Origin of the sequence: Bdellovibrio sp. HCB117 (assembly GCF_047305915.1) — a bacterium.
Classification (GTDB): domain Bacteria; phylum Bdellovibrionota; class Bdellovibrionia; order Bdellovibrionales; family Bdellovibrionaceae; genus Bdellovibrio; species Bdellovibrio bacteriovorus_B.
The window spans coordinates 2,464,729-2,485,205 of sequence record NZ_CP178622.1 but is presented as its reverse complement, the minus strand read 5'-3'; the positions used below and the strand labels follow the sequence as shown (position 1 = coordinate 2,485,205).

Annotated in this window: 18 protein-coding genes and 1 tRNA gene; 9 read left to right on the top strand and 10 right to left on the bottom strand. The window is 45.7% G+C overall.

The genetic code is table 11. The features are described from left to right. Positions 1-9: 9 nt before the first annotated feature. On the bottom strand, positions 10-801 hold the full coding sequence (locus ACLWBD_RS11790; protein ID WP_063204586.1) for an undecaprenyl-diphosphate phosphatase: 792 nt from the start codon (positions 799-801) through the stop codon (positions 10-12). Between the two features lie 173 nt (positions 802-974). Here ACLWBD_RS11790 and ACLWBD_RS11785 point away from each other — a divergent pair, with 173 nt between their 5' ends. The 3 genes from ACLWBD_RS11785 to ACLWBD_RS11775 all read left to right on the top strand — a co-directional run bounded on the left by ACLWBD_RS11785 (position 975) and on the right by ACLWBD_RS11775 (position 8,778). Next, complete coding sequence (locus ACLWBD_RS11785; protein WP_063204585.1) at positions 975-2,528, top strand: S8 family serine peptidase; 1,554 nt, start codon at positions 975-977, stop codon at positions 2,526-2,528. Positions 2,529-3,099: 571 nt separating this feature from the next. Next, complete coding sequence (locus tag ACLWBD_RS11780; RefSeq protein WP_413568311.1) at positions 3,100-7,920, top strand: hemagglutinin; 4,821 nt, start codon at positions 3,100-3,102, stop codon at positions 7,918-7,920. 42 nt (positions 7,921-7,962) lie between these two features. Beyond that, a complete protein-coding gene (locus ACLWBD_RS11775; RefSeq protein WP_413568310.1) occupies positions 7,963-8,778 on the top strand; it encodes an enoyl-CoA hydratase-related protein in 816 nt (271 codons plus the stop codon). Here ACLWBD_RS11775 and ACLWBD_RS11770 read toward each other — a convergent pair. The 3 genes from ACLWBD_RS11770 to ACLWBD_RS11760 are packed head-to-tail and all read right to left on the bottom strand — an operon-like array spanning position 8,775 to position 11,522. Then, the gene (locus ACLWBD_RS11770) at positions 8,775-9,590 is read right to left on the bottom strand and encodes a DUF6279 family lipoprotein (protein ID WP_413568309.1); all 816 of its coding nucleotides are present in this window, start codon (positions 9,588-9,590) and stop codon (positions 8,775-8,777) included. The two genes, ACLWBD_RS11775 and ACLWBD_RS11770, sit on opposite strands and share 4 nt — an antisense overlap. 1 nt (position 9,591) lies before the next feature. Further along, entirely contained in the window at positions 9,592-10,170 is a 579-nt protein-coding gene (locus ACLWBD_RS11765) for an inner membrane-spanning protein YciB (protein WP_413568308.1), read from the bottom strand. Next, positions 10,167-11,522 (bottom strand): dihydroorotase, encoded by a 1,356-nt coding sequence (locus ACLWBD_RS11760; RefSeq protein WP_413568307.1) that lies wholly within the window; start codon positions 11,520-11,522, stop codon positions 10,167-10,169. The genes ACLWBD_RS11765 and ACLWBD_RS11760 overlap by 4 nt, the downstream gene beginning before the upstream one ends. Before the next feature lie 115 nt (positions 11,523-11,637). On the opposite strand from ACLWBD_RS11760, the gene ACLWBD_RS11755 reads away from it, so the two are divergent. Continuing rightward, on the top strand, positions 11,638-12,618 hold the full coding sequence (locus ACLWBD_RS11755; protein ID WP_413568306.1) for a hypothetical protein: 981 nt from the start codon (positions 11,638-11,640) through the stop codon (positions 12,616-12,618). 3 nt (positions 12,619-12,621) lie between these two features. Continuing rightward, a complete protein-coding gene (locus tag ACLWBD_RS11750; protein ID WP_063204578.1) occupies positions 12,622-13,356 on the top strand; it encodes a HEAT repeat domain-containing protein in 735 nt (244 codons plus the stop codon). Here ACLWBD_RS11750 and ACLWBD_RS11745 read toward each other — a convergent pair. Both ACLWBD_RS11745 and ACLWBD_RS11740 read right to left on the bottom strand, forming a co-directional pair. Continuing rightward, on the bottom strand, positions 13,353-13,865 hold the full coding sequence (locus tag ACLWBD_RS11745) for a hypothetical protein (RefSeq protein ID WP_413568305.1): 513 nt from the start codon (positions 13,863-13,865) through the stop codon (positions 13,353-13,355). The two genes, ACLWBD_RS11750 and ACLWBD_RS11745, sit on opposite strands and share 4 nt — an antisense overlap. Beyond that, on the bottom strand, positions 13,837-15,279 hold the full coding sequence (locus tag ACLWBD_RS11740; RefSeq protein ID WP_413568304.1) for a carboxypeptidase-like regulatory domain-containing protein: 1,443 nt from the start codon (positions 15,277-15,279) through the stop codon (positions 13,837-13,839). Before ACLWBD_RS11740 ends, ACLWBD_RS11745 begins: the two co-directional genes overlap by 29 nt. A gap of 196 nt (positions 15,280-15,475) precedes the next feature. Here ACLWBD_RS11740 and ACLWBD_RS11735 point away from each other — a divergent pair. Continuing rightward, positions 15,476-15,552: transfer RNA gene (locus ACLWBD_RS11735), tRNA-Met, on the top strand. A 282-nt stretch (positions 15,553-15,834) separates the two neighbouring features. On the opposite strand, the gene ACLWBD_RS11730 is transcribed toward ACLWBD_RS11735, so the two are convergent. From ACLWBD_RS11730 to ACLWBD_RS11720, 3 genes are all read right to left on the bottom strand, one after another. Beyond that, complete coding sequence (locus ACLWBD_RS11730) at positions 15,835-16,320, bottom strand: RrF2 family transcriptional regulator (RefSeq protein ID WP_413568303.1); 486 nt, start codon at positions 16,318-16,320, stop codon at positions 15,835-15,837. Further along, entirely contained in the window at positions 16,317-16,793 is a 477-nt protein-coding gene (locus ACLWBD_RS11725; protein WP_413568302.1) for a carboxymuconolactone decarboxylase family protein, read from the bottom strand. Before ACLWBD_RS11725 ends, ACLWBD_RS11730 begins: the two co-directional genes overlap by 4 nt. A 109-nt stretch (positions 16,794-16,902) precedes the next feature. Next, positions 16,903-17,565: a glutathione S-transferase family protein gene (locus ACLWBD_RS11720; protein WP_413568301.1), complete on the bottom strand. Its 663-nt coding sequence runs from the start codon at positions 17,563-17,565 to the stop codon at positions 16,903-16,905. Between the two features lie 197 nt (positions 17,566-17,762). On the opposite strand from ACLWBD_RS11720, the gene ACLWBD_RS11715 reads away from it, so the two are divergent. The 3 genes from ACLWBD_RS11715 (at position 17,763) to ACLWBD_RS11705 (ending at position 19,084) form a co-directional block, all read left to right on the top strand. Then, positions 17,763-18,185 (top strand): hypothetical protein, encoded by a 423-nt coding sequence (locus ACLWBD_RS11715; protein ID WP_413568300.1) that lies wholly within the window; start codon positions 17,763-17,765, stop codon positions 18,183-18,185. An 87-nt stretch (positions 18,186-18,272) separates the two neighbouring features. Then, positions 18,273-18,611 carry a TRASH domain-containing protein gene (locus tag ACLWBD_RS11710; RefSeq protein ID WP_413568299.1) on the top strand — a complete coding sequence of 113 codons (339 nt, stop codon included), beginning with the start codon at positions 18,273-18,275 and terminating at the stop codon, positions 18,609-18,611. 44 nt (positions 18,612-18,655) lie between these two features. Beyond that, a complete protein-coding gene (locus ACLWBD_RS11705) occupies positions 18,656-19,084 on the top strand; it encodes a hypothetical protein (RefSeq protein WP_413568298.1) in 429 nt (142 codons plus the stop codon). Between the two features lie 128 nt (positions 19,085-19,212). Here ACLWBD_RS11705 and ACLWBD_RS11700 read toward each other — a convergent pair. Beyond that, positions 19,213-20,351, bottom strand: a protein-coding gene (locus ACLWBD_RS11700; RefSeq protein ID WP_413568297.1) for an IS3 family transposase whose coding sequence is annotated in 2 segments (ribosomal slippage) — positions 19,213-20,093 and positions 20,093-20,351 — 1,140 coding nt in all. Because the reading frame shifts where the segments join, the coding sequence is not laid out codon by codon here. Between the last annotated feature and the right edge of the window lie 126 nt (positions 20,352-20,477).

Below are 20,477 nucleotides of genomic sequence, written 5' to 3'. Positions count from 1 at the left end.
GATGAAATCTTAAGTCAGCTGCAGGTTGTGTCCGGTATAAAGCATAATAAGGATGATAATGCCAAGGACGATGCGATAATAACCAAAGCCTCTGAATCCATAACGAGCGACGATATTAATGAAAAACTTAATCGCCAACATCGCTACGATAAATGCGACAACACAACCGACAGCCAGCACGCCGATTTGTCCAGGCTCTATCGACTTATAGACTTTCAACAATTTATAACCGGTCGCTGCGGCCATGGTTGGAACAGCTAAGAAGAATGAAAATTCGGCTGCTTCTTTTTTATTCATGCCAAGCGTCAAGCCGCCCATGATGGTGGCTGCGGACCGAGAAACTCCCGGAATCATCGCGATCGCTTGAAACAATCCAAGTTTCACGGAATCCCCGTAAGAAAGATCGTCGGTTTTGCGCCCCATAGCCGTCAGGTGCGCAAAAACCCGGTCGGACCATACTAGGATGGCTCCGCCGATGATCAATGCCCACGCAACGACCTGCACGCTTCCTAAAAGTTGATCGACGATGTCTTTAACGAAGAAGCCGATAATGCCAGTTGGCAGGAAGGCAACGAAAAGTTTTTTGTAGAAGTTCCAGTCGGGAAGGAAGCGTTTCCAGTACAAAACGAGCACTGACAAAATCGCACCGAATTGGATGATGACTTCAAAGTTTTTAACAAACTGATCGTCATGAATCCCCATCACGGAACTGGCAATCACCATGTGACCGGTAGAGGAGATCGGTAGAAATTCAGTGATGCCTTCGACAATACCCAGGATGATCGCATGCAGATAATTCATTCGGAAGTTCCCTTGGTTGGCTGTTGGAAATCAGTGGGCTTCATTCTTAAGAATTGCCTCGGTGGGTTCAATATTCGATGGAATGTGTCAAAAAATTTAAGATTTATTTAAGATTTTCCTAACATTTGTGGCTGAAATCTGAATATGATTTTTTCACCACGGAGGGGGTAAAAATGAAACGTGCATTATTATTAGGTGCGTTGTTGTTCGGTTCTCAGGCGTTCGCTGGCGAATACTTGGTGAAATATAAGAACACAAGCGCGCTCAACATGCTTAACACAATGACAATGTCTAAAGTTGCGACTGTTCAAATGACTGATCACAACGCAACAGCAAGTCTTGTGAAAGTGAACATCGTAAAGAGCCACGAAGCACAAGCTTTGGCGAGCCTTCTTTCTCAACCAGGCGTTGAGTACGTAGTTCCAAACTTCAAATTGAAAGCTTTCACTGCGCCAGTTGATGCTGCGGCATTAAAAGAGCAATGGGCGATCGCGAAAGTTCAAGCTGAAAAAGCTTGGCAACGTGCGGGTAACAAAGGAAACCGCAATGTGATCGTAGCTGTTATCGACACAGGCGTTGACTACCGCCATCCAGCTTTGGCTCCAAACATGATCCAAGGTTATGACTTCAAAGAAAACGATGCAGATCCAATGGATAAAACAGGCTTCCAAAATCCAGGTCACGGTACTCACTGCGCGGGCGCAGTAGGTGCAACTGGTTTGGTTGACGGTGGTATCATCGGTTTGGCTCCAGAAGTTTCTATGATGCCACTTCGCTTCTTGGGTGAAGACGGTTCTGGTGACTTGAACAACGCGATCAAAGCTATCGATTACGCAGTAGAAAAAGGCGCGCACATTATCTCTGCATCTTGGGGTGCGGCGGTTCCACGTTCTACAGCAGCTCCTCTTCTTGAGGCGATCAAACGTGCTGACGATAAAGGTGTTATCTTCATCGCAGCCGCAGCTAACGATGGTAAAAACAACGATAAAACTGAGATGTATCCGGCAAACAACGGTTTCCCGAACTCAATCACAGTTGCAGCTTCTGGCGCATCTGATGCAAAACCATCTTGGTCTAACTACGGTACAGCGACTGTTCACGTAGCAGCTCCTGGTGAAAACATCATGAGCACATTGCCAAACAATAAGTACGGAAACCTTTCTGGTACTTCAATGGCAACTCCGCTTGTATCTGGCCTAGTAGCTTTGATGAAAGCTCAAGATCCTTCACTAACTGGTGCTCAAGTTCGTGCGATTCTTCAAACGACAGGTGCTAAAGTTTCTATCGAAACTGCATGTAACTGCCGCGTTGACGCTTACGAAGCTGTTGAAGCAGTTATGTCTAAGAAAATGGTTGTAGTTCCTGCTGCAGCAACTATCCAACCTTCTTCTACATTGGCACTTTCCGTTCTTCACGGTAAAGCTCCATTCAAGTTCGCTTCTTCAAACGCTTCAGTTGCGACTGTAGACAACAGCGGTACTTTGACTGCGGTTGCTAACGGTTCAACTACTGTGACTGTGACAGATGCTGACGGTAAAACGGCTTCTACATTGAACATCAACGTAGGTGCTAAATCTGGTGGTACAAATCCAAATCCTCCAGACAACGGTGGCGGTCTTCCTGATCCAGGCAACCCAGGTGAGCCGGGTGAATGCCCATTGGGTGATCCTATGATTTGTCAGATTATCTGCCAACTCCAACCAGATCTACCATTCTGCCAACAGTAATCTTGGCTGATTCGAAAGGCTCCCGTTCGGGGGCCTTTTTTCGTTTCTGGGCCTGGGGATTTTGTTTCAAACGGGGGACTTGCTGATTAGAACTGCGGCTAGGTATAGGCCGCTTCGGTCGGCACGCCTTCCGGGCTCAATCGCCGCCGCCCTTTGGGCGGTTCGCGCCGTCGTGGCGCCGGCTAAGGCCGAGCCTTCGGGCCTATACCTAGCCGCAGTTCTAATCAGCAAGTCTTTGCTTGAATCTCAACTCACTCCTTAAAGAAAATTGTCGTGCGGGGTTTTTCTTCTGCTGTTGTGTTGGCAGAAGAGCGGTATTATTCGTTTTTGGGGCTGCGCCGTTGGGGAAATTCGGGGGCTAGATTATTGCGGGATTTTTAGGGAGAGTACCGGGTTTTTTTGGTTTTTTCAGAGGGGGATTTTGGTCTTAGAACAATTATTCGATGTGAAAATTAAATAGTTGGAGTGTTCGGATGTTGGTGGAACATTCGTCATGTCTCTGCTTGAGATAGTGAGCTTGAATATGATTTGTAGTATTTAGAATCGGTTTCGGCGTTCCGATGAATATAATATGAGGAACGTCGCTGGAATCCTATTTGGAATGTACGTTATTGCTGGGTGTACGCTCAGTGGGAATCTTTTAGATTTTAATGCTCTGACTCCTCCTGTTTTGACGGACTCTTCGGGGGAGCGTCTTGAGTCTTTTGTTATCAATAAATCCTCTGATGTAAATAATGTGAGTGTTCAAGGGGAGTGTTATTACGAGAATCAGAATATTCAGATCTCGTTTGTTCCTGAGAACTCTTCGTTGGCTTTGCATGAGACTCATCAGTACTCAACACTTTGTACACACAGTAAGTTTGAATTGCAGATCGATACTCAAGATTGGACGGACACTGCTTACAAAGTGGTTCTTTCGATCAAATCAAAAACGGGTGTGCCTTCAAGTACCGAATCTTCGGTTTTAAAGGACGTCGTTGCGCCGGTGGTTTCTTTTACTTCTGTGTTGCCCGCGCACTTAGGGCTCGATTCTATTTCTTCGATTCCGTTAGCGGGAACTTGCGAAAGTGCTGATGGTGATGTGCAGATTCTTTCAGGCAGTGTCGTGCTTTCGACGATCTCCTGTCAAAGTGATGGCACCTTTGCAACGACGGTTGTTGGTGATGGGTTGCTCGAAGGTTCCAACGTTTTTACTGTTAAACAGTCTGACGTAGCTAAGAACGTTGGAACTGCGACAAGCGTTAGTTTTAATAAAGATACGATTGCGCCTTTGCTTCTTCCAAGTTTGGGATCTTTAGGGAGTGCACTTAGTAATAACGATTCAACACGGTTCGTGTCTGTAACTTTGCCTAGTGATGGTGGCACCCAATATCGCTACGCGATTGTCAAAGATGCCGATTGTTCCAGCCAGTATAGTGCTTTAATGGCGACCACTCCTGTGGCGGCGGGGACGGATATTCCATTGAGCTTCAGTGGAGACGGCTCTTATCGTCTTTGTGTTTTAGCCGGAGATCAAGCGAACAACTGGGCTTCCTCATCCGGCGTTTTTGAAAGTGCGGCGGTCGTGATTGACAAAACGGCGCCGGCGCTGACGATTGCAAGCCCCGTTGCGGGTCAGAAAATCCATTCGACCTTTACGTTATCAGGAACTTGTGAGGCAGGACTCACGGTGACCGCAGACGGTAATTTTACTCCCTCTCCTTCAGTGCAAACTTGTTCTGCCGGTGGCTCTTATTCAATCAACCTGACTTTGTCAGCCGGGGATGGTGCTAAGAATATTTCTGTCACTTCTTCAGATGCGGCGGGAAATGCCTCATCAGTATTAAATCATGGTGTGATCAAGGATACGCAGATTGTTCCACCGAACGTGACTTTAAATACTTCAGCGACAACGAGTGTGCCGGTAGCTAAATTCACGTTGAATGATTGTTCGGATCACACGATGATTTTAATGAAAGAGGTTAATGCGCCGCCAGCTCTTGGGGATGCGGGCTGGATCAGCTGTTCAACGGCGTCTCAGAATTATCAATATGACTTAAGCGTTTCAGATCAGCAGGGACTGCGCAATATTCGTTTTTACGCTCGTGATGAGGCGGGAAATATTTCTACCGCGACAGTTTTTACGATCACTTATGACAGTAAAGCTCCGATCATGACTTTGGATGCGGTTCCTACGTTGGCAAAAAATGTGGCGTATCCTTTTGTCGTCAGAGTCACCGAAGCCACAGTTTCTGCGGCAGCCACTTTAAGTTTGCAATACTCAACGGATGGCACGACGTGGACGGCGGCGACCAGTCGTACTTTGGGACTTGCCGGGCCTATGAATAATAAATCCTTTGAGATCTCATGGACACCGACAAGTTTTTATACCGGTTTGAAAGTGCGCGCCGTTTTAACGGATGACTATGGCAATATCGGCTACGGTGTTTCAAATACTTTTGATGTGGTTCTGGATGTGACGCCGCCGACGATCACGGCCAATCAATTAAAAATCAATGGCTCACTCACTCCAGATGATACTGTGCGATCCTATGTCACAGTGAGCTTACAAGCACATGATGCAGAAACGGCTGTGAAGGATTTCTGTTTAAAGACGTCCAGTTCTGTTCCAGCAGCGAATGATTCTTGTTGGGTGGGAGTTAAAGCTCCGAAACCAGGTTTGGAAGAATTGCCGGATTTGATACTTGTCGATTTTGATTTCTTCTTAGGGATTAATTTTGGCTCTTATAACATCTATGCCTGGGTGCGCGATGTGGCTGGCAATATCAGCACGAACTCGGCGACGCTTAAAAAAGATTATAACACTATTGAATATATCAATGACCCTTCACCAACAGTGTCGGATATCCTGACTGTGAACTCTGCGACTCCGAATACGCCGCCTATTAATGGCGATATGAATTTTGCCAACAATGCGCCGGTATATGTTAAGTGGAAGGCTTCAGATAATGGCAGCATCACGAAAGTGGAACTTTATTCCTCATTAGATGGAAGTTCTTATACTTTGATTGATGATTCTTTAGCAAATAACTCTACGAATGGATCAAGTTGCAGTTATTCCGCTCCCCACACGGGATGCTTTGTTTGGAATTCGACCTTCCCCAACGACACTTTCTTCAAGTTGCAAGTGCGTGTGACTGACAATTACGGTCAGACCGCGCAAGTGACAAGTCCGCCTTTAAACAGTGGTCTATTAAATCTGCTCGCGGGAAATCAAGACCCCGGTCACAATGGAAACGCGAAGCAGACGGTGTTTAATACCGCTGTCGGCAATGACACCGCTCCGGGTACATTGTTAGTGACGACCGACGGAAAGATTTTCTTTAACGATTCGTCTTATGGTTTGATGTATATTGATCCGAAGACGAACAACTCGAAATTAATTCTTCGCTTAGCTAAAAGCTCCGAGGACTCTTATGGTGACGGCATTCCCGTAGAGCAAGCCCGGGCTAAAGCGATTTTAAGAACCACTTTAGATTATCAAAATCGTATTTTAGTCTATGACCGCAACATGATTCGTCGAATTGACACAAGCGTCGAGCCCATGACGATTGAAACAATCATCGGTGCGGACCCGGCAGGAAATCTCGGAACTAACACCGCCGACACCGTCGCAGATCCACGTGACGTGAAAATCAATCTCACGAATGATCAAACCTGGGCTATCCGTAAGCGCGCGCCATTTATGGCCCTGCCTAATGGTGATATTTATTTTATTTCTGACAATACAAACAAAGGCAAAGACTACGGCGGACGTATCCGCGTATATAAAGGATCGCTGGCCGTTCCTCGTGTTGAAGCTTTCCGTTTTTCCGGAACGGGTGTCAAAGATCTGCCCACATGGGATTTGAACGTCAAAGATTGGTCGTTTTTTAGCTTGCGCTATAATCCACAAACAAGCGAGATCTTAAAGGCCTATGTCGGTGCGACAAATCCGGTCCCAGGAAATTCTTATGGGAATATGACGGAGCTTGATATTACCACCTGGGTCGCGAACGGAGTTCACCCGAATCATCCCTACGGCAATACAAGTTTGAATTACTATGATGTTCAAGCTTTGGATGGCAGAGTTTATCGCTCAAATCGCGCCACAGAACATTCACTTTCTAAACTTAATGACGATGGTACATGGTCGCGTGTTTTAGGGACGGGAGCCTTGGGATCCTGTACAGATGGAACCCCGGCGACTTCGTGCGCGGTGGCCTTGGATGATGCCTTTGTCGATCGTTACGGAAGAATTTATTTTTCGACTCGTGGAGTTATTAAGACTGTCGTCAATGGCAATGTCTATACACTTTTTGGTCAACGTAAAGATGCAGGTGATGGTGGCTCTGCGACCGACATGCGCTTAGCAATGGTTCACTATTTAGATCACGGAGCCGGTGACAGCGTCATTATTTTGGATCACCAAGAAAATAAAATGCGCGAGATCGTGCCGGGAGCTTCTCCTGAAGTTCGTTTGGTGGCAGGTAACGGGCAAAACGGCAATGTCAATTTTGCCACCGCAGCGAACACTCAGTTGATTCGCTTAGGGAACTGGTGGAATCCAAATCCCTTTGCGACAAATCCTGCTAACGGCGACGTTTACATGAACTGTTATGAAAACAGAGTGCAGATTGATGTCGACTCTGCTGTCTCGTATCATAAGGTCTGTCGTTTGAATAGAGCTACAGGTCTTTGGGAAAGCCTGCTTGATGGCGAGGGAACAACCGCAAGCTTCACGCAAACCACAATACCGTTGTCGGATCTTTTAATTGCCGGATATTCTCCAGAGATCGTCGCCTATCGCAGTGGTAACATCTTAATGAATCATTTCCATTGGAATGGAACAGCTCACAACAACAGTCACTTGCGACTTTTAACTCCAACAACTTCCAACTATATTGCAGGTGTCACCGTTCAAGATCAGTCGGGTGATGCGTGTCCAGATGGAAGTTCTAGCAACTGTCATTTAGGACCGCGTGGAATGCATTATAAGGGAACGCCCGTTTATTTCGCGCCTCTTTCAGGTTGGCTTTTAAATCCAGTGCGTGACTCGGCTTATGCTGGAGACATGCATGTGGTTTATGGCGGCAATGTGCGAAAGATGTTAACTCTTTCCAAAGCACCGGGTGGGTTTGCGTATGATTCTGGAAATATCTATTTCTGTTCCGCAGGAAAAGTCTATAAAGCGGCAATCACAAATCCTGCGGATTTAACATCGACGGCAAACTGGCCGCTTATAGAAAACAGTCACTACATGCTGACCGAGCTTGCAATGCCGGCAGACAACATCACATGTGAAGGACGACGTATCTTGGTTAAGGCCGCGTCAGGGGCAAAACCCAAGCGCTTAGTCATGATGGCAAAACAAAATGGTCTTCCCGCCGTGATTGAATATTTCATTCCTTGATGACGGTGGGCTCTTCTGATTCAATCGAGTCAGGAGCTTACTATGAATTTCTATTCTGAAAATTTCACGCATCTTAAAACCCAGCTTTCGGGGCATGTCCTTTGGTTGACGCTTGATAATGTCGAGCAAAGCAATGCGATTTCTTTAGAGATGGTGGATTCCTTAACTCGCGTTTTAAGACATGCTGATTTTGATCCGCAAGTCCGAGTGATCGTGATTAAAGGTGAAGGTCCGACATTCTGTGCAGGCGGCGATGTGAAGGCCATGCAGAATAAAACGGGAATGTTTGCGGGTGAAAGTAATGAGCTTCGCATGCGCTATATTCACGGTATTCAGCAGATTCCTAAGTGTATTGAAGAGCTTTCAAAGCCTTTAATTGCCATGGTCAATGGCCCAGCGATTGGAGCGGGTTGTGATCTTGCGATGATGTGTGATCTGCGTGTCGGTACTGTGAAATCAAAGTTCGGGGAAACTTTTGTAAAGTTGGGACTTGTGCCGGGAGACGGCGGAACTTTCTTTCTTCAGCGCGTGATTGGTTTTTCTAAAGCTATGCAAATGTCTCTAACGGGGGACTTGATTGCGGGTGAGGAAGCGCAACGTTGGGGACTTCTTAATTATTTTGTTGAGGAGGCTCAGCTTGAAGTCGAGACTCGTCAGCTAGCTGAAAAGATTGCGAACAATGCTCCGGTTGCGGTGCAGATGACAAAGAAGGCGATGAAGATGGCTTATTTAAATGATCTTCATACTATCTTGGACTTGTCGGCGGCTTATCAGGGGATTACGCAGAGAACGGCGGATCACTTTACCGCTCTTCAGGCTATGAAAGAAAAGAAGGCGCCTGAGTTTTCTGGGAGCTAGTTGTACTGAGCGATTTTTTCTAAATCTTCTGCGCGGCTCGTGATATTTTCTTTTAGCGTCTCTTTTTGATTTTTACTGACCGTGCCCCAGAATTCTTCAATCAAAAATTTCTGGAAGGCTTTTTTGTGATTGTTCAAGGCTTCTGTGTAAGCAGGCAGGCGCACGGACTCATAGTCGTTGAAAAAATCTTTAACGAACTTCTTTAAAGTTTCCGGGTTCTTTTTGGCTTCCAGGAATTGGTTTAAAACGTATTCCTTGTTTTCGTTTTGAAGTTTGCTTGGATAAGGATTTTGTTTTAAGAATTTTTGAATCTTTTCTTTTTGAGACGACGAGATACCACCAATCCAAAACTCGACAGATTTTTTATAACGCTTTTCTACCTTTTCTTTAGCGTCAGATTCAGAGTCATCTTCAATATCTTCACGGACTTCTTTGGCAAAGTGAAAGACTTGGGATGGTTCCAGTGACAAAGATGTTTTCACGGCGGTCTCGCCAAAATAGCTCGAGAGTTTTTTAAAATAGTTTTGAAACTCCATCATTTGGGCGGTGAGGATTTCTGAATCCAATTTTTCTTTATTGATTTGGGGCTCGATAGAGCGAAGGCTTTTTGCGATTTGGGGCAGAAGCTCTTTGCGAGCGACGTCGACATCTTTTTGCAGGTCTTTTTTAAGTTCTTCGCGCTGTTTGCTGGTCAGCTCGAAGTAGTCATCGGCTTTTGAGACTGCAAGATCGTCGAACATGCGGACCATAACGCCCGAGCGGCTGCAGGCCGAAGAAAGGATAACAAAAGACAGTAGGATTAAATATTTCATACTATCTTTGTTTTAAAACGGCCCGGCGTAAAAGAATACCCTCCATGATGAGATACAACACAAAACTAATCGTGACTCCTAAGCCTTTTAATAGAGCCCACGCGGATGTGCTCCATGCCAAAGCGGCCCAGATGGCAAGGCCTGTATGAATGGCAAAGAAAAGACCTGATCGAACTGTAATGCCCTTCATTTTATCTTTAATAAAATCGGGAAACTGATGACCTTGTTGTTCAGCCAGGTACACAAGTAAAGGCTTTCCGATAACGACGGAACCCCAAAGGGCTAAAGCAAAGACCCCTTCCATGATTGCGGGTTGCAGTTTAAACCACAAGCCTTCCGAAGAAATGAGCGAGATTCCTCCAAGAACTAAAAGCATGCCGTTTCCGAACCAAGTGATCTTAGATACTTTTTTATATTTATAAAGCTCGTAAGAAATTTCGCCGACACCGAAAACCATCCCGGCAATCAGCCCCGCCACGGTTCCGTAATATTCTTCAATCAAAGTAAAGGCGATAACGGGAAGAAGGCCAGCAAAGAAAAGGCTGGCCGCTTGCGCTTTCGGACTTCCGGCAGGATTCATGAACGCGTGTCCTTAAAATTCACAGGCTGACCTTGCGACGGCAGAATGACTTCGTCATTTTCCATCACAAGTTTTCCACCCACAATCGTGTGAGTCATCCAGCCTTTGACTTGCATGCCGTGAAACGGAGTCCATCCGCACTTACTTGCAATCCAAGAATTGTCGATGGTCTTTTGTTTTTTTAGATCGACAATCGTCACATCGGCGTCAAATCCTGGGCGAAGATATCCTTTGTTAACAATGCCGAAGACGCGTGCTTGGTTTGCTGTCACCATTTCGACAAATCTAATTAAACTTAAACGGCCTTCATTCACATGGTTTAACATGATAGGAACCAGTGTTTGCACACCTGGAACTCCGGAAGGACTTGATGGATAAGGTCGGTCCTTTTCCTCTTTGGTATGGGGCGCATGATCGGAACCGATCACATCCACAGTTCCATCAAGTACGGCCTTCCAAATGCGATCCATGTGTCGCTTTTCGCGAATGGGAGGATTCTGCTGTGCATATGTTCCCAATTTGTCGTAACAGTCGGGAGCGTACAAAGTTAAGTGCTGCGGAAGTACTTCCACTGTCGCAATGTCTTTTTGGTCTTTTAATAAATCCATTTCTTCACCGGTGGAAACATGCAGAACGTGGATCTTTCTTCCGGTTTTTCGGGCCAGTTTTAAAAGACGAGTCGTAGAGTTCACGGCCGTTTCAACGTCTCTCCACACCGGATGATAGTGCGGGTCGGCCATTTCTGTGGCAATGTGCTTTCTTTCTCTCAGACGCATTTCATCTTCTGAGTGGAAGATCACGCGGCGGTGACCTTGCCTTAAGATTTTTTCTAAGGTTTCATCATCTTCGACTAGCAATGTTCCTGTGGAGCTTCCCATAAAGATTTTCACACCCGAGCAATGAGGCAGAAGTTCCAGTTCGGCGATGTTCGTTACATTGTCATGAGCTCCGCCGATGAAAAAAGCATAATTGCAGTGAGCACGGTCTTTGGCGCGATTGAGTTTATCTTGAAAGGCTTCGGCCGTCGTTGTGCCGGGGTTGGTGTTTGGCATTTCAAAGATGCTTGTGACTCCACCGAGGATGGCGGCGCGTGTTCCGCTTTCAAGATCCTCTTTGTGAGTCAGTCCAGGTTCGCGGAAGTGAACTTGGCTATCGATAACTCCCGGAAGCACATGCAGGCCCGTCGCTTTGATAGTTTTTAAGGCAGGGCCTTGAAGAGAGGTCGCGATTTTTTCAATGCGGCCATCAATGATGCCGATGTCGGCCTGTTGTTCGATCAAACCCGTCGAAGTTGAGTGGGGAAGAAGGCAAGTTCCGCCTTGGATAAGTAAGTCAAAGGGACGTTGAGACATGTATCACCTCGATAGGGCTACCCTAACATTACCTTCATTCAAAGGTCCAGTAGACTTCATCGACGTACATTGGTTGACGGAGGGGGTGGGATAAGGGACAATTTTGACTGTGACAATGGATAAATTCCTCTCCTTTTGGGATCATTATAATACGCGCATCATCGAGGGCTTAGTTGCTCTTGTGATTCTTCTCTCTCTTATCCTGGCTTATCGCAGTTTTTTTGCGAAGAAATCCAAAGGGGACAGTGTTGACGCTGGCAATGGATTAGATGCGGCTCAACTTGAAAAAACTCTTCAGAAAATTTTAGAGAACCAACAATCGGGTGGCGGCGGTAAAGCCTCTCGCTCTGCGCATAATGAAGATCTTAGTACCGATGTTGATTTGGATGCCATGGAGCAATCCTCTCTTTCTAACGCGGGTGCTAGTGAAGGTGGTTCTGCGGAATCAGCGGCTGAAGTTGTGCAACTTCGCTCTTCCTTAAACGAAAGTGCAAAAAAAGTAGAAGCTCTTCAAGCTCAGTTGAAAGATGCTTTGCAGGCAGCGGAAGCTGCATCATCTGCTCCGGCAGCAACCGGCGGTGGTGATGCTGGTGGCATGAGTGCTGCTGAAAAAGAAGAGATGAACGGAAAGCTTCGGGATCTTGAAGCTCGTCTGGCTGAATACGAAATCATCAGCGAAGACATCGCCGATCTTTCTCGCTATCGCGAAGAAAATGACAACTTGAAAAAAGAACTTGAGGCCTTGAAGGCGGGTGGAGCGCAACCTGCGGCGACGGCTCCGGCAGCAGAACCTGTTGTTGAAGCAACTCCAGAACCTGAGCCAGAACCAACTCCTAGTGAGCCCGTTTCTGTGGAGCCTCCTGTTCAAGCCGATGCCGCAACACCAGATGCTCCGGCTGAACCGGCAGCCACGGGTGCAGCTGATTTGATTGATGATGAGTTGATGAAAGAGTTTGCAGCAGCCGTTGAAGGTCAAAAGGCCTTGGATAAAGCGGCGGACAAAGCCGGTGATGGCAGCCAGAAGGCCGCAGCAACCACCGATGAAACTGACAAGCTTATGAATGAATTCGAAAACTTCGTTTCTAAAAAGAGCTAAGCGATGAATAAAATTCTTGTGGCCTCTGTATTGTTTGCTGGACTTTCTTCAAGTACTTTCGCAGTCGCAGCTAAACCTTCATCTAGTACTTTAACTTCGGCGATGGAAGTTCTTAAACTTCCCGGTGAAAACCGTCGCATGGCAATTCAAAGCCAGGGCGATAAGCACTACTCTCAATTTATTTCTGTGGCTTTCAATGAAGCTCAACCCATGAGTCTTCGTTGGCGCGCTTTAATGGCGGCAGCGGAAGCTCGCGGCGAAAAGGCGACGCCAGATTTATTAAAAGCCGGATCTCACAAACAGTGGTACATGCGAAATGCGGCTCTGGTGGCTTTGGCGGAAGTAAACCCTATCCAAGGTCAAAAGCTAGCGACAAAGCTTCTTAAAGATAAAGCCTTGGTGGTTCGCTCGGCGGCGGTGAGTGCGCTGGAAAACAATCTCAGTTCAGAAAACCGCGATCTTTTGTGGGAAGAGCTTAATCAAAAATACAATTTCAAAAACACGCAAAGTCTTTGGATTCGTCATCAGATCGTCGAAGTTTTGGCAAAAAAACCCGTGGATCATGAGCTTAAGATTTTTGCAGGCCTTCTTTCGGATAAAGATCAACGTGTCCAATTGCCAGCAGTTCGTGGTTTGGAAAAACTGACGGGCGTAAAGCTTAATAAGTCTGTTGTATCGACGGACGCCTTAGTAGGTCTTTGGAAGAATTATCTTAAGAAAGAAAAGATCGCTCTTTAGTTTGCGCGCTTCAGAGCTTCGTTAATAACTAGCTCGCGTTCGATGCGATAGAAAATGATCTTTTCTTCAAGACCATCGGATTCCATTGGTTCTGGTTCGGAAAAGAAATCTCTTAAAATTTCCATTCTTTTATCGATTGTCACGCGTGTGGATTCGCGTCCTTGAGTCGTGCCTTTAGCAAAGGTCATGATCAATTTATAACGAATACCGCTAGAAGGTGGGCGTTGTTCATTGGGTGGCAACCAACCATCCAGGCCTTTGATGTATTCAGTTTCAATAACGCCGGTGTCTTGGTTTTCTTGGGCGATAGGGTATTTCAAAACGGCGTGCGCGGCTCTCCATACGGCATCGTAAGAGGCATAGAAAACTTTTTGTTTGTTGATTTGTCCCATACGCTGATGGGCTGAGGGCTTTTTATCAAACAGGCTGCAACCAAATAGAGTGCAGCCTGTGAGAATCACAAGTAATACGAGAATTTTCTTAGAAAGAGACCGAACTGTGTGTGACATGTGTTGCGGCTTCAATCATAGCAGGACCGACCGGCGCTTGGGAAGCAGTTTGGGAGCCAACAAAGTTTACTTCCCAACGTTTTTTGCCTGCAATAGCCTGATCGTTAGGCCATTGGGGCAGTTTCATGCGCTCAAGCCAGTTTTGAGAATAAACTTCCCATTGTGGCTGAAGGATTTTAACTTTGGCTCCACCTTGCTGAACTTCCTCTTCTTTTGAAAGAACAGAGTAAGTCGCAATCGGATTTACTCCCGCAACCGTATTGAATTTCGGCATCAAGATTTCTCCATCGGCCGCAATTGTTGGATCAGCGATCAAAGGAAGCATTTCTGGTTTCGTTCCAGCAGTGAATGGCAGAAGAGTCGCACTCATGCGATCGTTTCCGCTTTTCATTTCTGCTGTTCTTTTAAGCACGCCCAAAACTTTTTGATCTGAACCTGTCAGTGCATTGAGGTTCGCCGACTTTCCTTGCGCGATTTTTTTAACGTCTGTAGGGATCATGTAACCAGATTGGTTTGCGATACCAACAGCGATAAACATTTCATCCGCGCGGTATTGCGGCGCCGTGATTGCTTTTGTCTCTGTGAAATTCAATTCACGAGTTGGCATGTCGAGTTTTGTTTGACCTGATTTGATTTCGATATCACGAACGGCTCCGCCAGTGATTTTGAAATCGTTGATCAGTTCATAGAACTCAGCGCCGTCGCGAAGAGCATCCACAGTAGATTTGAACGGGAAGCGTCCGCGAGCCGCGAAAACGCGGTTCACACCTTGTTGGCCGTAGTAAATACGATAGTTTGGCTTATCCAAAGTGATCGTGAACAAAGAGTACTTTTCGCTTTGTTTTGGAAGCGAGATGTTCGCTGGTACATCAATATCTTGTCCCATCGCTGAAATACGATCTGTTTGCGGGCTGATCACATTATTAATGTCGAACGCCAGCATATCGAGTTTTGTGAAAGCCGGCATCACCAGCGCGAAGTCCACAAATCCGTCTTTATCTTGGATCGGAAGACCGGAAGAGATCCCTTTAACTTCATATTGAGTTTTTGTTGGCTGCGCGCGAAGTTTGAAGCTGATTGGACCTGGCTCTTGTGCGAAATATGTCGCACGAACATAGCCGGGAGCGGCCACTGTTACAGATTCTACCGTTGTCCAAGCTGCTGGAATTGCCACTTGGCCATTTGCATCTGTTGTTAGGAAGTTGCCTGAAAATGGAGCATTCAAAGCATCGCCGATTAAGATTTGAGCATTTTGAATTGGGTTGCCATCAACGGTCGTTATCGTGATGACTTGGGCTTCTTGCATCCAAAATAGGCTAGTAACGTTGTCGGATGTCGGTTTTTTAGGCTTATTATCCTTTGAACAGCCAATAAGGACGGCCGGCACGGCAAGTGCCATCATTAGTTTTTTCATAGTATATCCCCCTCCGTGGTTTTCTTACTACACCTGTCATTGCAGTGTGAGATTCCGGCTGGGTCAAGACCTAAGGCGAGGAAAGATAGGAATATTTAAAATTCGCGTTATAACGCAAAGCCCATTATTGACTTAGTGCACTCTAACAATTAAAAATCGTGCCTCACGCCGGGGGAAACCTTTGTGTGATTCGTGTGGTGGGGTAGCTCAGCTGGTTAGAGCAACGGAATCATAATCCGTAGGTCGGCGGTTCAAGTCCGCCTCTCACTACCAATCTTTTTTAGAAAGCCTTCGGTTTACCGAGGGCTTTTTGTTTTTTCGGGGTCCTTGTTGAGGCGGACGCGGTTTTGCCGGCTTCGAGCCGGCAAAACCTATGCGGTCCGTCCTTCTACGCGCAAGGCGCTTCGGCGGACTCCCGCCTGCGTCACGTTAGACGCCTCTGGCGTCCAACGCGCTCGCAGTGCCTCTCACTACTGAGTTTCTTTGATGGCTATTGGATGAAAGTTTCGGAAAAACTGGGCTTTCAAAGTACTTCTGCCGCCTTCAATGTTGCTATTAGTTTTCGTTCAGCCACCCTTCGAAGTTTTTAACAGTTTCCTTGCTTACTCCATCGGTAAGATAATTTGTGATATCGGAAATTTTTCTTCTGCGAAGAGACTGTCTCCATGCTTCGTCTGCTTCATGCATGACAGCCGCGATATCGCACAGACCAGAAAACTTTCGATCTGACTTTGCAAGACACGGGTTGTTTCTGCGGATTTCGTTGCATTTAAATGTCTTAGTTGTGCCTTCCACAGCTTCCACAACATCCAGAAAAGAGATCTTATCTGGTGCTTTTGCTAAACTGTAGCCACCATAAGGACCTGAGGTTGTTTTTACCAGTCCAGCTTGTGACAGCAGTTGAAGGCACTTAGAAAGATACTCCTTTGGTACGCCATGGAACTCTGCTAATGCTCTTGAGTTTAATAGCTTTCCCTCTGGTGCAAAAGCCAAGATCATCACGCAGTGAAGTGCCCACTCAACCTGGTTGCCTAAAATCACGAGAGATTCGCTTTCTCCAGGCCTAACACTTTATCTCGATCGCCTGGGACTGATTTAAATGTTGCCGCGAAGCGATTGAACAAATTAATAAATGCGATTTGCATATTAAGATCTACAATCTCTTGATCGCTAAAGTGTTGTTGCATCTTTTGAAATAACTCATCAGATACAGGCCCCTGGTTTATCAAAGTGACGGCTTTCGTCCACGCGAAAGCAACCTTTTCCTTTTCCGTAAAAAGTGGGGAGTCCTCCCAGACGGGCACATGGTAAATTCTAAGCTCGCGTTCTCCTGCAATCTTAGCTTCCTTGCAGTGAATGTCTACGCAAAACGCGCAACCATTTAACTGGGACGCATAAATTTGAACGAGTCGCATGATGGACTGGTCGACCGAGCTCCTTTTGCAATATTGGTCGATAGCTCCTAAGTGCTGGAATGCGGGCATGGCAAGAGCGAAATAATTAAGTCTTTGCATGTTAACTCCTATCTATCTCGGATAATTATTGTCCGAGATAGATATTTTGTCAATATCTCACTGGTTATTGGGCTGTAGAGGCCGAAAATGAGACGCTTTGAGCATGCAATTACTTTGCGCTTTCCTTTGGGATATTGAGGCGTTCTTCGTAGTTGATTAGTACTTTCTTAAATGCGGGGCGGGACTCGCAATTTTGGCGGTAGGCTTCTATTTGTGGATATTTTTTTAGAACTTCATTTTTTCTGAGTTCTCTTAAAACGCAGGTGAACGCGATGTCGGCTACGGTGAAATCAGATCCTGTTATGTAGGGTTGATTTTTTAACATGGCATCGATGGTAGGGAAGAATCTTTCTAGGATTTCGACGTACCACGGACGTAACGCTTTTAAATGAGGATTTGAATCACCTTGTAGATCTGCGAAGAAAATGGGGAGTGCGAAGGGTTCGATGTTGTTTAATGAAGTGATTAACCAGCGATAGACTTGGGCTCTTCCTTGAAGATCTGAGGGAATCAACTTTCCTGATTTTTCTGCGATGTAAAGTAAGATCGCGCCGGATTCTGTTAGTAAGTATCCATTGTCGTCAATTGCTGGGACTTGTTTGAAAGGGGAGACTTCTTCAAACCATGTTTCGTCTTGAAGGCCGTTGGGGCCGCAATCCAATCCTACTGTTTCATAGTTGATTCCGCATTCTTCTAAGGCCCACATTGCTCTGATGTCACGTGTGTATCCCCATAGAAACGGTGGTAGAGATTTGAAGACGTATACTTTCACAAAAACTCCTATCGATTCATGGATTATATACCCAAGCGCATATGCGCGCCACGATCAGGGGCAATAATATGTAATTTGCTTCGACGCGGTTGGGTACCCGAGTCTTTTAGAGCATAAAGAATGAGTAAGAAACTTCTCTTAGGGGTATTTTCTTGCTAGCATTTTTGAATATGTTGAATATTCGATTTAAAAAAATAATGACTGTTGCGTGCGTCTTACTTCTTCAACCTATCTTAAGCCCGGGCTCTTATGCTTTGGCGAAAAGAAGAACTCCTCCGAAAGCTTACAGCTTTATCGCGGAAGGTGGAAAAGCTTCTCAAGGGGAGTGTGATGGCGAACGCAAGCTGCCTCGTCTAAAACGTCAAAAAGAATTTGCGAAGTATAGTTCCTATATGGGCTCTGAGTTGCAAGATCCAGAATTAAAAGGCAAATCGGATGACGAGATGTGGAAGCACTTCTTCAGATCCAAAGAGGTTTGTAATTCCGTCTTAGCTAAAACTCCTTCGTCTATTGTTGATGAAAATCTAAAGAAGAACAAAGCCGAGCTTCCGCCAGATGACGAGGAAGAAGAAGAAACGGAACAGCAAAATCCTTCCGAAGAGGAAGCACCTAGTCCGTAGGTTCAAGTATTATCCTGTCACAAAAGCTCCCGAAGGCTCCTATGTTAGGGTAGGAGCTGTTTGCCCACTACAAAATGGAGTATCGAAATGAAATTTCTTATCGCCTTTGCAATGACCTTCCTTTTTTCGGTGTTAGGTTTTTCTTCAAACTGGAAGATCGTTCCAAATAAAGAAGTCTGCATGGTGAACGAAACCCATTTTGCAAGACCACAAATCGCTGTACCGGTTGGCGGCAAAACTTATTACGGCTGCTGCGAAAACTGTAAAAAGACTTTAAGTGAAAACCAAAGTTCAAGGATAGCTAAAGACGCTTTGACGGGAAAAACGGTGGATAAAGCGAGCGCCGTCATTGCCGCAAACCCTGCCGGCAATGTTTTGTATTTTGAAAACAAGAGGAATTTTGAGCAGTTTGTAAAGCACCGATAATAGTCCTGCCTATTTTGAAGGACAACCAGACAAGTTGGGGTGAAATGAAACCTTTCATTAAAGTTTTCAGCCTTGTTACGCTGTTACTCGGTATTGTCTCTTGCGCGACGGAAAAGAAGTATCAAAAGAAGATTGATGGTTGGATTGGATTTACAGATCAAGAGCTTGAAAAAGCTTGGGGCGAGCCTACCAAAGTTGTTAAAAATGTTGATGGAACTCGGTTGATCTATTTTCAGATGGTAGACTCAGAACTTGCTCCGGCAGCACCTATTCAAAAAGTGATCGGTGAAAAGACCCACTATCTTGTCATGGATTATTATCTGCCTTTTGGAAAAGAGGCTGTCTATGAATCAAACGCTGATAAGTTGCCGCCTCGAAGTGTGACGTACACATGCAGTACCTTTTTTGAGGTTGGTGGTACGGGTATCATTTCTAGAGCGGGGTTTTACGGAAACAAATGTTATTCCCGATAACAGTTGTGTAGAGATATCGTTGTAAAGATAAAAACAAAAAAATCAAAAGATTGTTATATTAACCGTTTCTTTATACACATCGTACTGTTTAGAGGCATTTGTTGACCTGAACCCAATTTCAGTACCAGTTATAATGCGATCAGACGCCTTTCAATTTTTATCGGTGTTGGTGAAAAAGTTTCTGGAGCAGGTGGACGATACTTCAATGAGCTATGCGGCCTAACTGTGTTGTAATGGCTGCGCCATCGTTCGATCAGGATCTTTGCCTCTTTCAGGGAGTAAAATATTTCTCCGTTCAAAAGTTCATCTCGAAGCTTTCCGTTGAAAGATTCACAGTACCCATTTTCCCAAGGACTCCCTGGTTGAATGAACAATGGTTTTAGCTCTAGTTGCTCAAACCAAAGACGAAGGGTTGATGCTATGAACTCGGGTCCGTTGTCAGAGCGAACATGGGTTGGCACCCCTCGGGATAAGAATAAGTCTCCAAGAGTTTCAATGACGTCGGCACTGGTGAACTTCCTTCCAACTTTAATTACTAAGCTTTCTCGCGTGAACTCATCAATTACGTTAAACATTTTAATCGTCCTGCCATCGTGTGTTTGATCGTGAACAAAGTCATAAGACCAAACGTGGTTTGGATACTCTGGACGTAAGCGAATGCAAGATCCTTCACGATCCCAGAGGCGTGCACGTTTTTGTTGTTTCTTTGGAACCTTAAGACCGCGTTCACGCCAGATGCGAGCGACTCGCTTGGCGTTCACGTGCCATCCATTGGCACGTAGAAGAGCTGTGATCCGACGATATCCATACCTTCCGTAAAGATTGGCAAGTTCGATTATGTCTCGGGTTAGGCGGTCTTCGTCTGGGGCAAATTGAATTGTGTATCTCTGTGAAGATCTAGATTGACCCAGGATTTTGCAAGCCCGCCGTTCAGATATCGAGAATGTTTCGATCGCATGTTCGACTGCCTCTCGTTTTCGAGACGGGCTTAGAAGTTTCCCTTGTTGATTTCTTTTAAGACTGAGTTGTCCAGGGCGAGATCCGCGACCAACTTCTTCAGTCTTTGGTTCTCGGACTCAAGCTCGCGCAGTCTCTTTGCTTGATCGGTTTTAAGTCCGCCATATTCCTTGCGCCATCTAAAATAAGTTTGGAGGGTGATTCCAACCTTTTTAACAGCTTCTTCTTGGGTAGCTCCGCGTCCTTGTTCTATTTCAATGTTTCTTAGAAATTGAACGACCTGTTCTGGGCTATACCTCTTTCTTGCCATAGACAAACCTCTATTTACCCCGCAATAATACCATGTAGGGTGGATTAAGTTAAGGGGTGCAGGTCAAGGAAAGACAAAGCAAACGGTAACGACGCCTAACGGTGTTTCTTCGGTTAGGTCTTTTGA

Coding starts and splice junctions, on each gene's coding strand:
- ACLWBD_RS11785 (WP_063204585.1), top strand. CDS start 975: ATGAAACGTGCATTATTATTAGGTGCGTTGTTGTTCGGTTCTCAGGCG.
- ACLWBD_RS11745 (WP_413568305.1), bottom strand. CDS start 13,865: ATGTCACACACAGTTCGGTCTCTTTCTAAGAAAATTCTCGTATTACTT.
- ACLWBD_RS11710 (WP_413568299.1), top strand. CDS start 18,273: ATGAAATTTCTTATCGCCTTTGCAATGACCTTCCTTTTTTCGGTGTTA.
- ACLWBD_RS11705 (WP_413568298.1), top strand. CDS start 18,656: ATGAAACCTTTCATTAAAGTTTTCAGCCTTGTTACGCTGTTACTCGGT.
- ACLWBD_RS11790 (WP_063204586.1), bottom strand. CDS start 801: ATGAATTATCTGCATGCGATCATCCTGGGTATTGTCGAAGGCATCACT.
- ACLWBD_RS11770 (WP_413568309.1), bottom strand. CDS start 9,590: ATGAAATATTTAATCCTACTGTCTTTTGTTATCCTTTCTTCGGCCTGC.
- ACLWBD_RS11760 (WP_413568307.1), bottom strand. CDS start 11,522: ATGTCTCAACGTCCCTTTGACTTACTTATCCAAGGCGGAACTTGCCTT.
- ACLWBD_RS11740 (WP_413568304.1), bottom strand. CDS start 15,279: ATGAAAAAACTAATGATGGCACTTGCCGTGCCGGCCGTCCTTATTGGC.
- ACLWBD_RS11725 (WP_413568302.1), bottom strand. CDS start 16,793: ATGCAAAGACTTAATTATTTCGCTCTTGCCATGCCCGCATTCCAGCAC.
- ACLWBD_RS11715 (WP_413568300.1), top strand. CDS start 17,763: ATGACTGTTGCGTGCGTCTTACTTCTTCAACCTATCTTAAGCCCGGGC.
- ACLWBD_RS11775 (WP_413568310.1), top strand. CDS start 7,963: ATGAATTTCTATTCTGAAAATTTCACGCATCTTAAAACCCAGCTTTCG.
- ACLWBD_RS11765 (WP_413568308.1), bottom strand. CDS start 10,170: ATGAATCCTGCCGGAAGTCCGAAAGCGCAAGCGGCCAGCCTTTTCTTT.
- ACLWBD_RS11780 (WP_413568311.1), top strand. CDS start 3,100: ATGAGGAACGTCGCTGGAATCCTATTTGGAATGTACGTTATTGCTGGG.
- ACLWBD_RS11755 (WP_413568306.1), top strand. CDS start 11,638: ATGGATAAATTCCTCTCCTTTTGGGATCATTATAATACGCGCATCATC.
- ACLWBD_RS11750 (WP_063204578.1), top strand. CDS start 12,622: ATGAATAAAATTCTTGTGGCCTCTGTATTGTTTGCTGGACTTTCTTCA.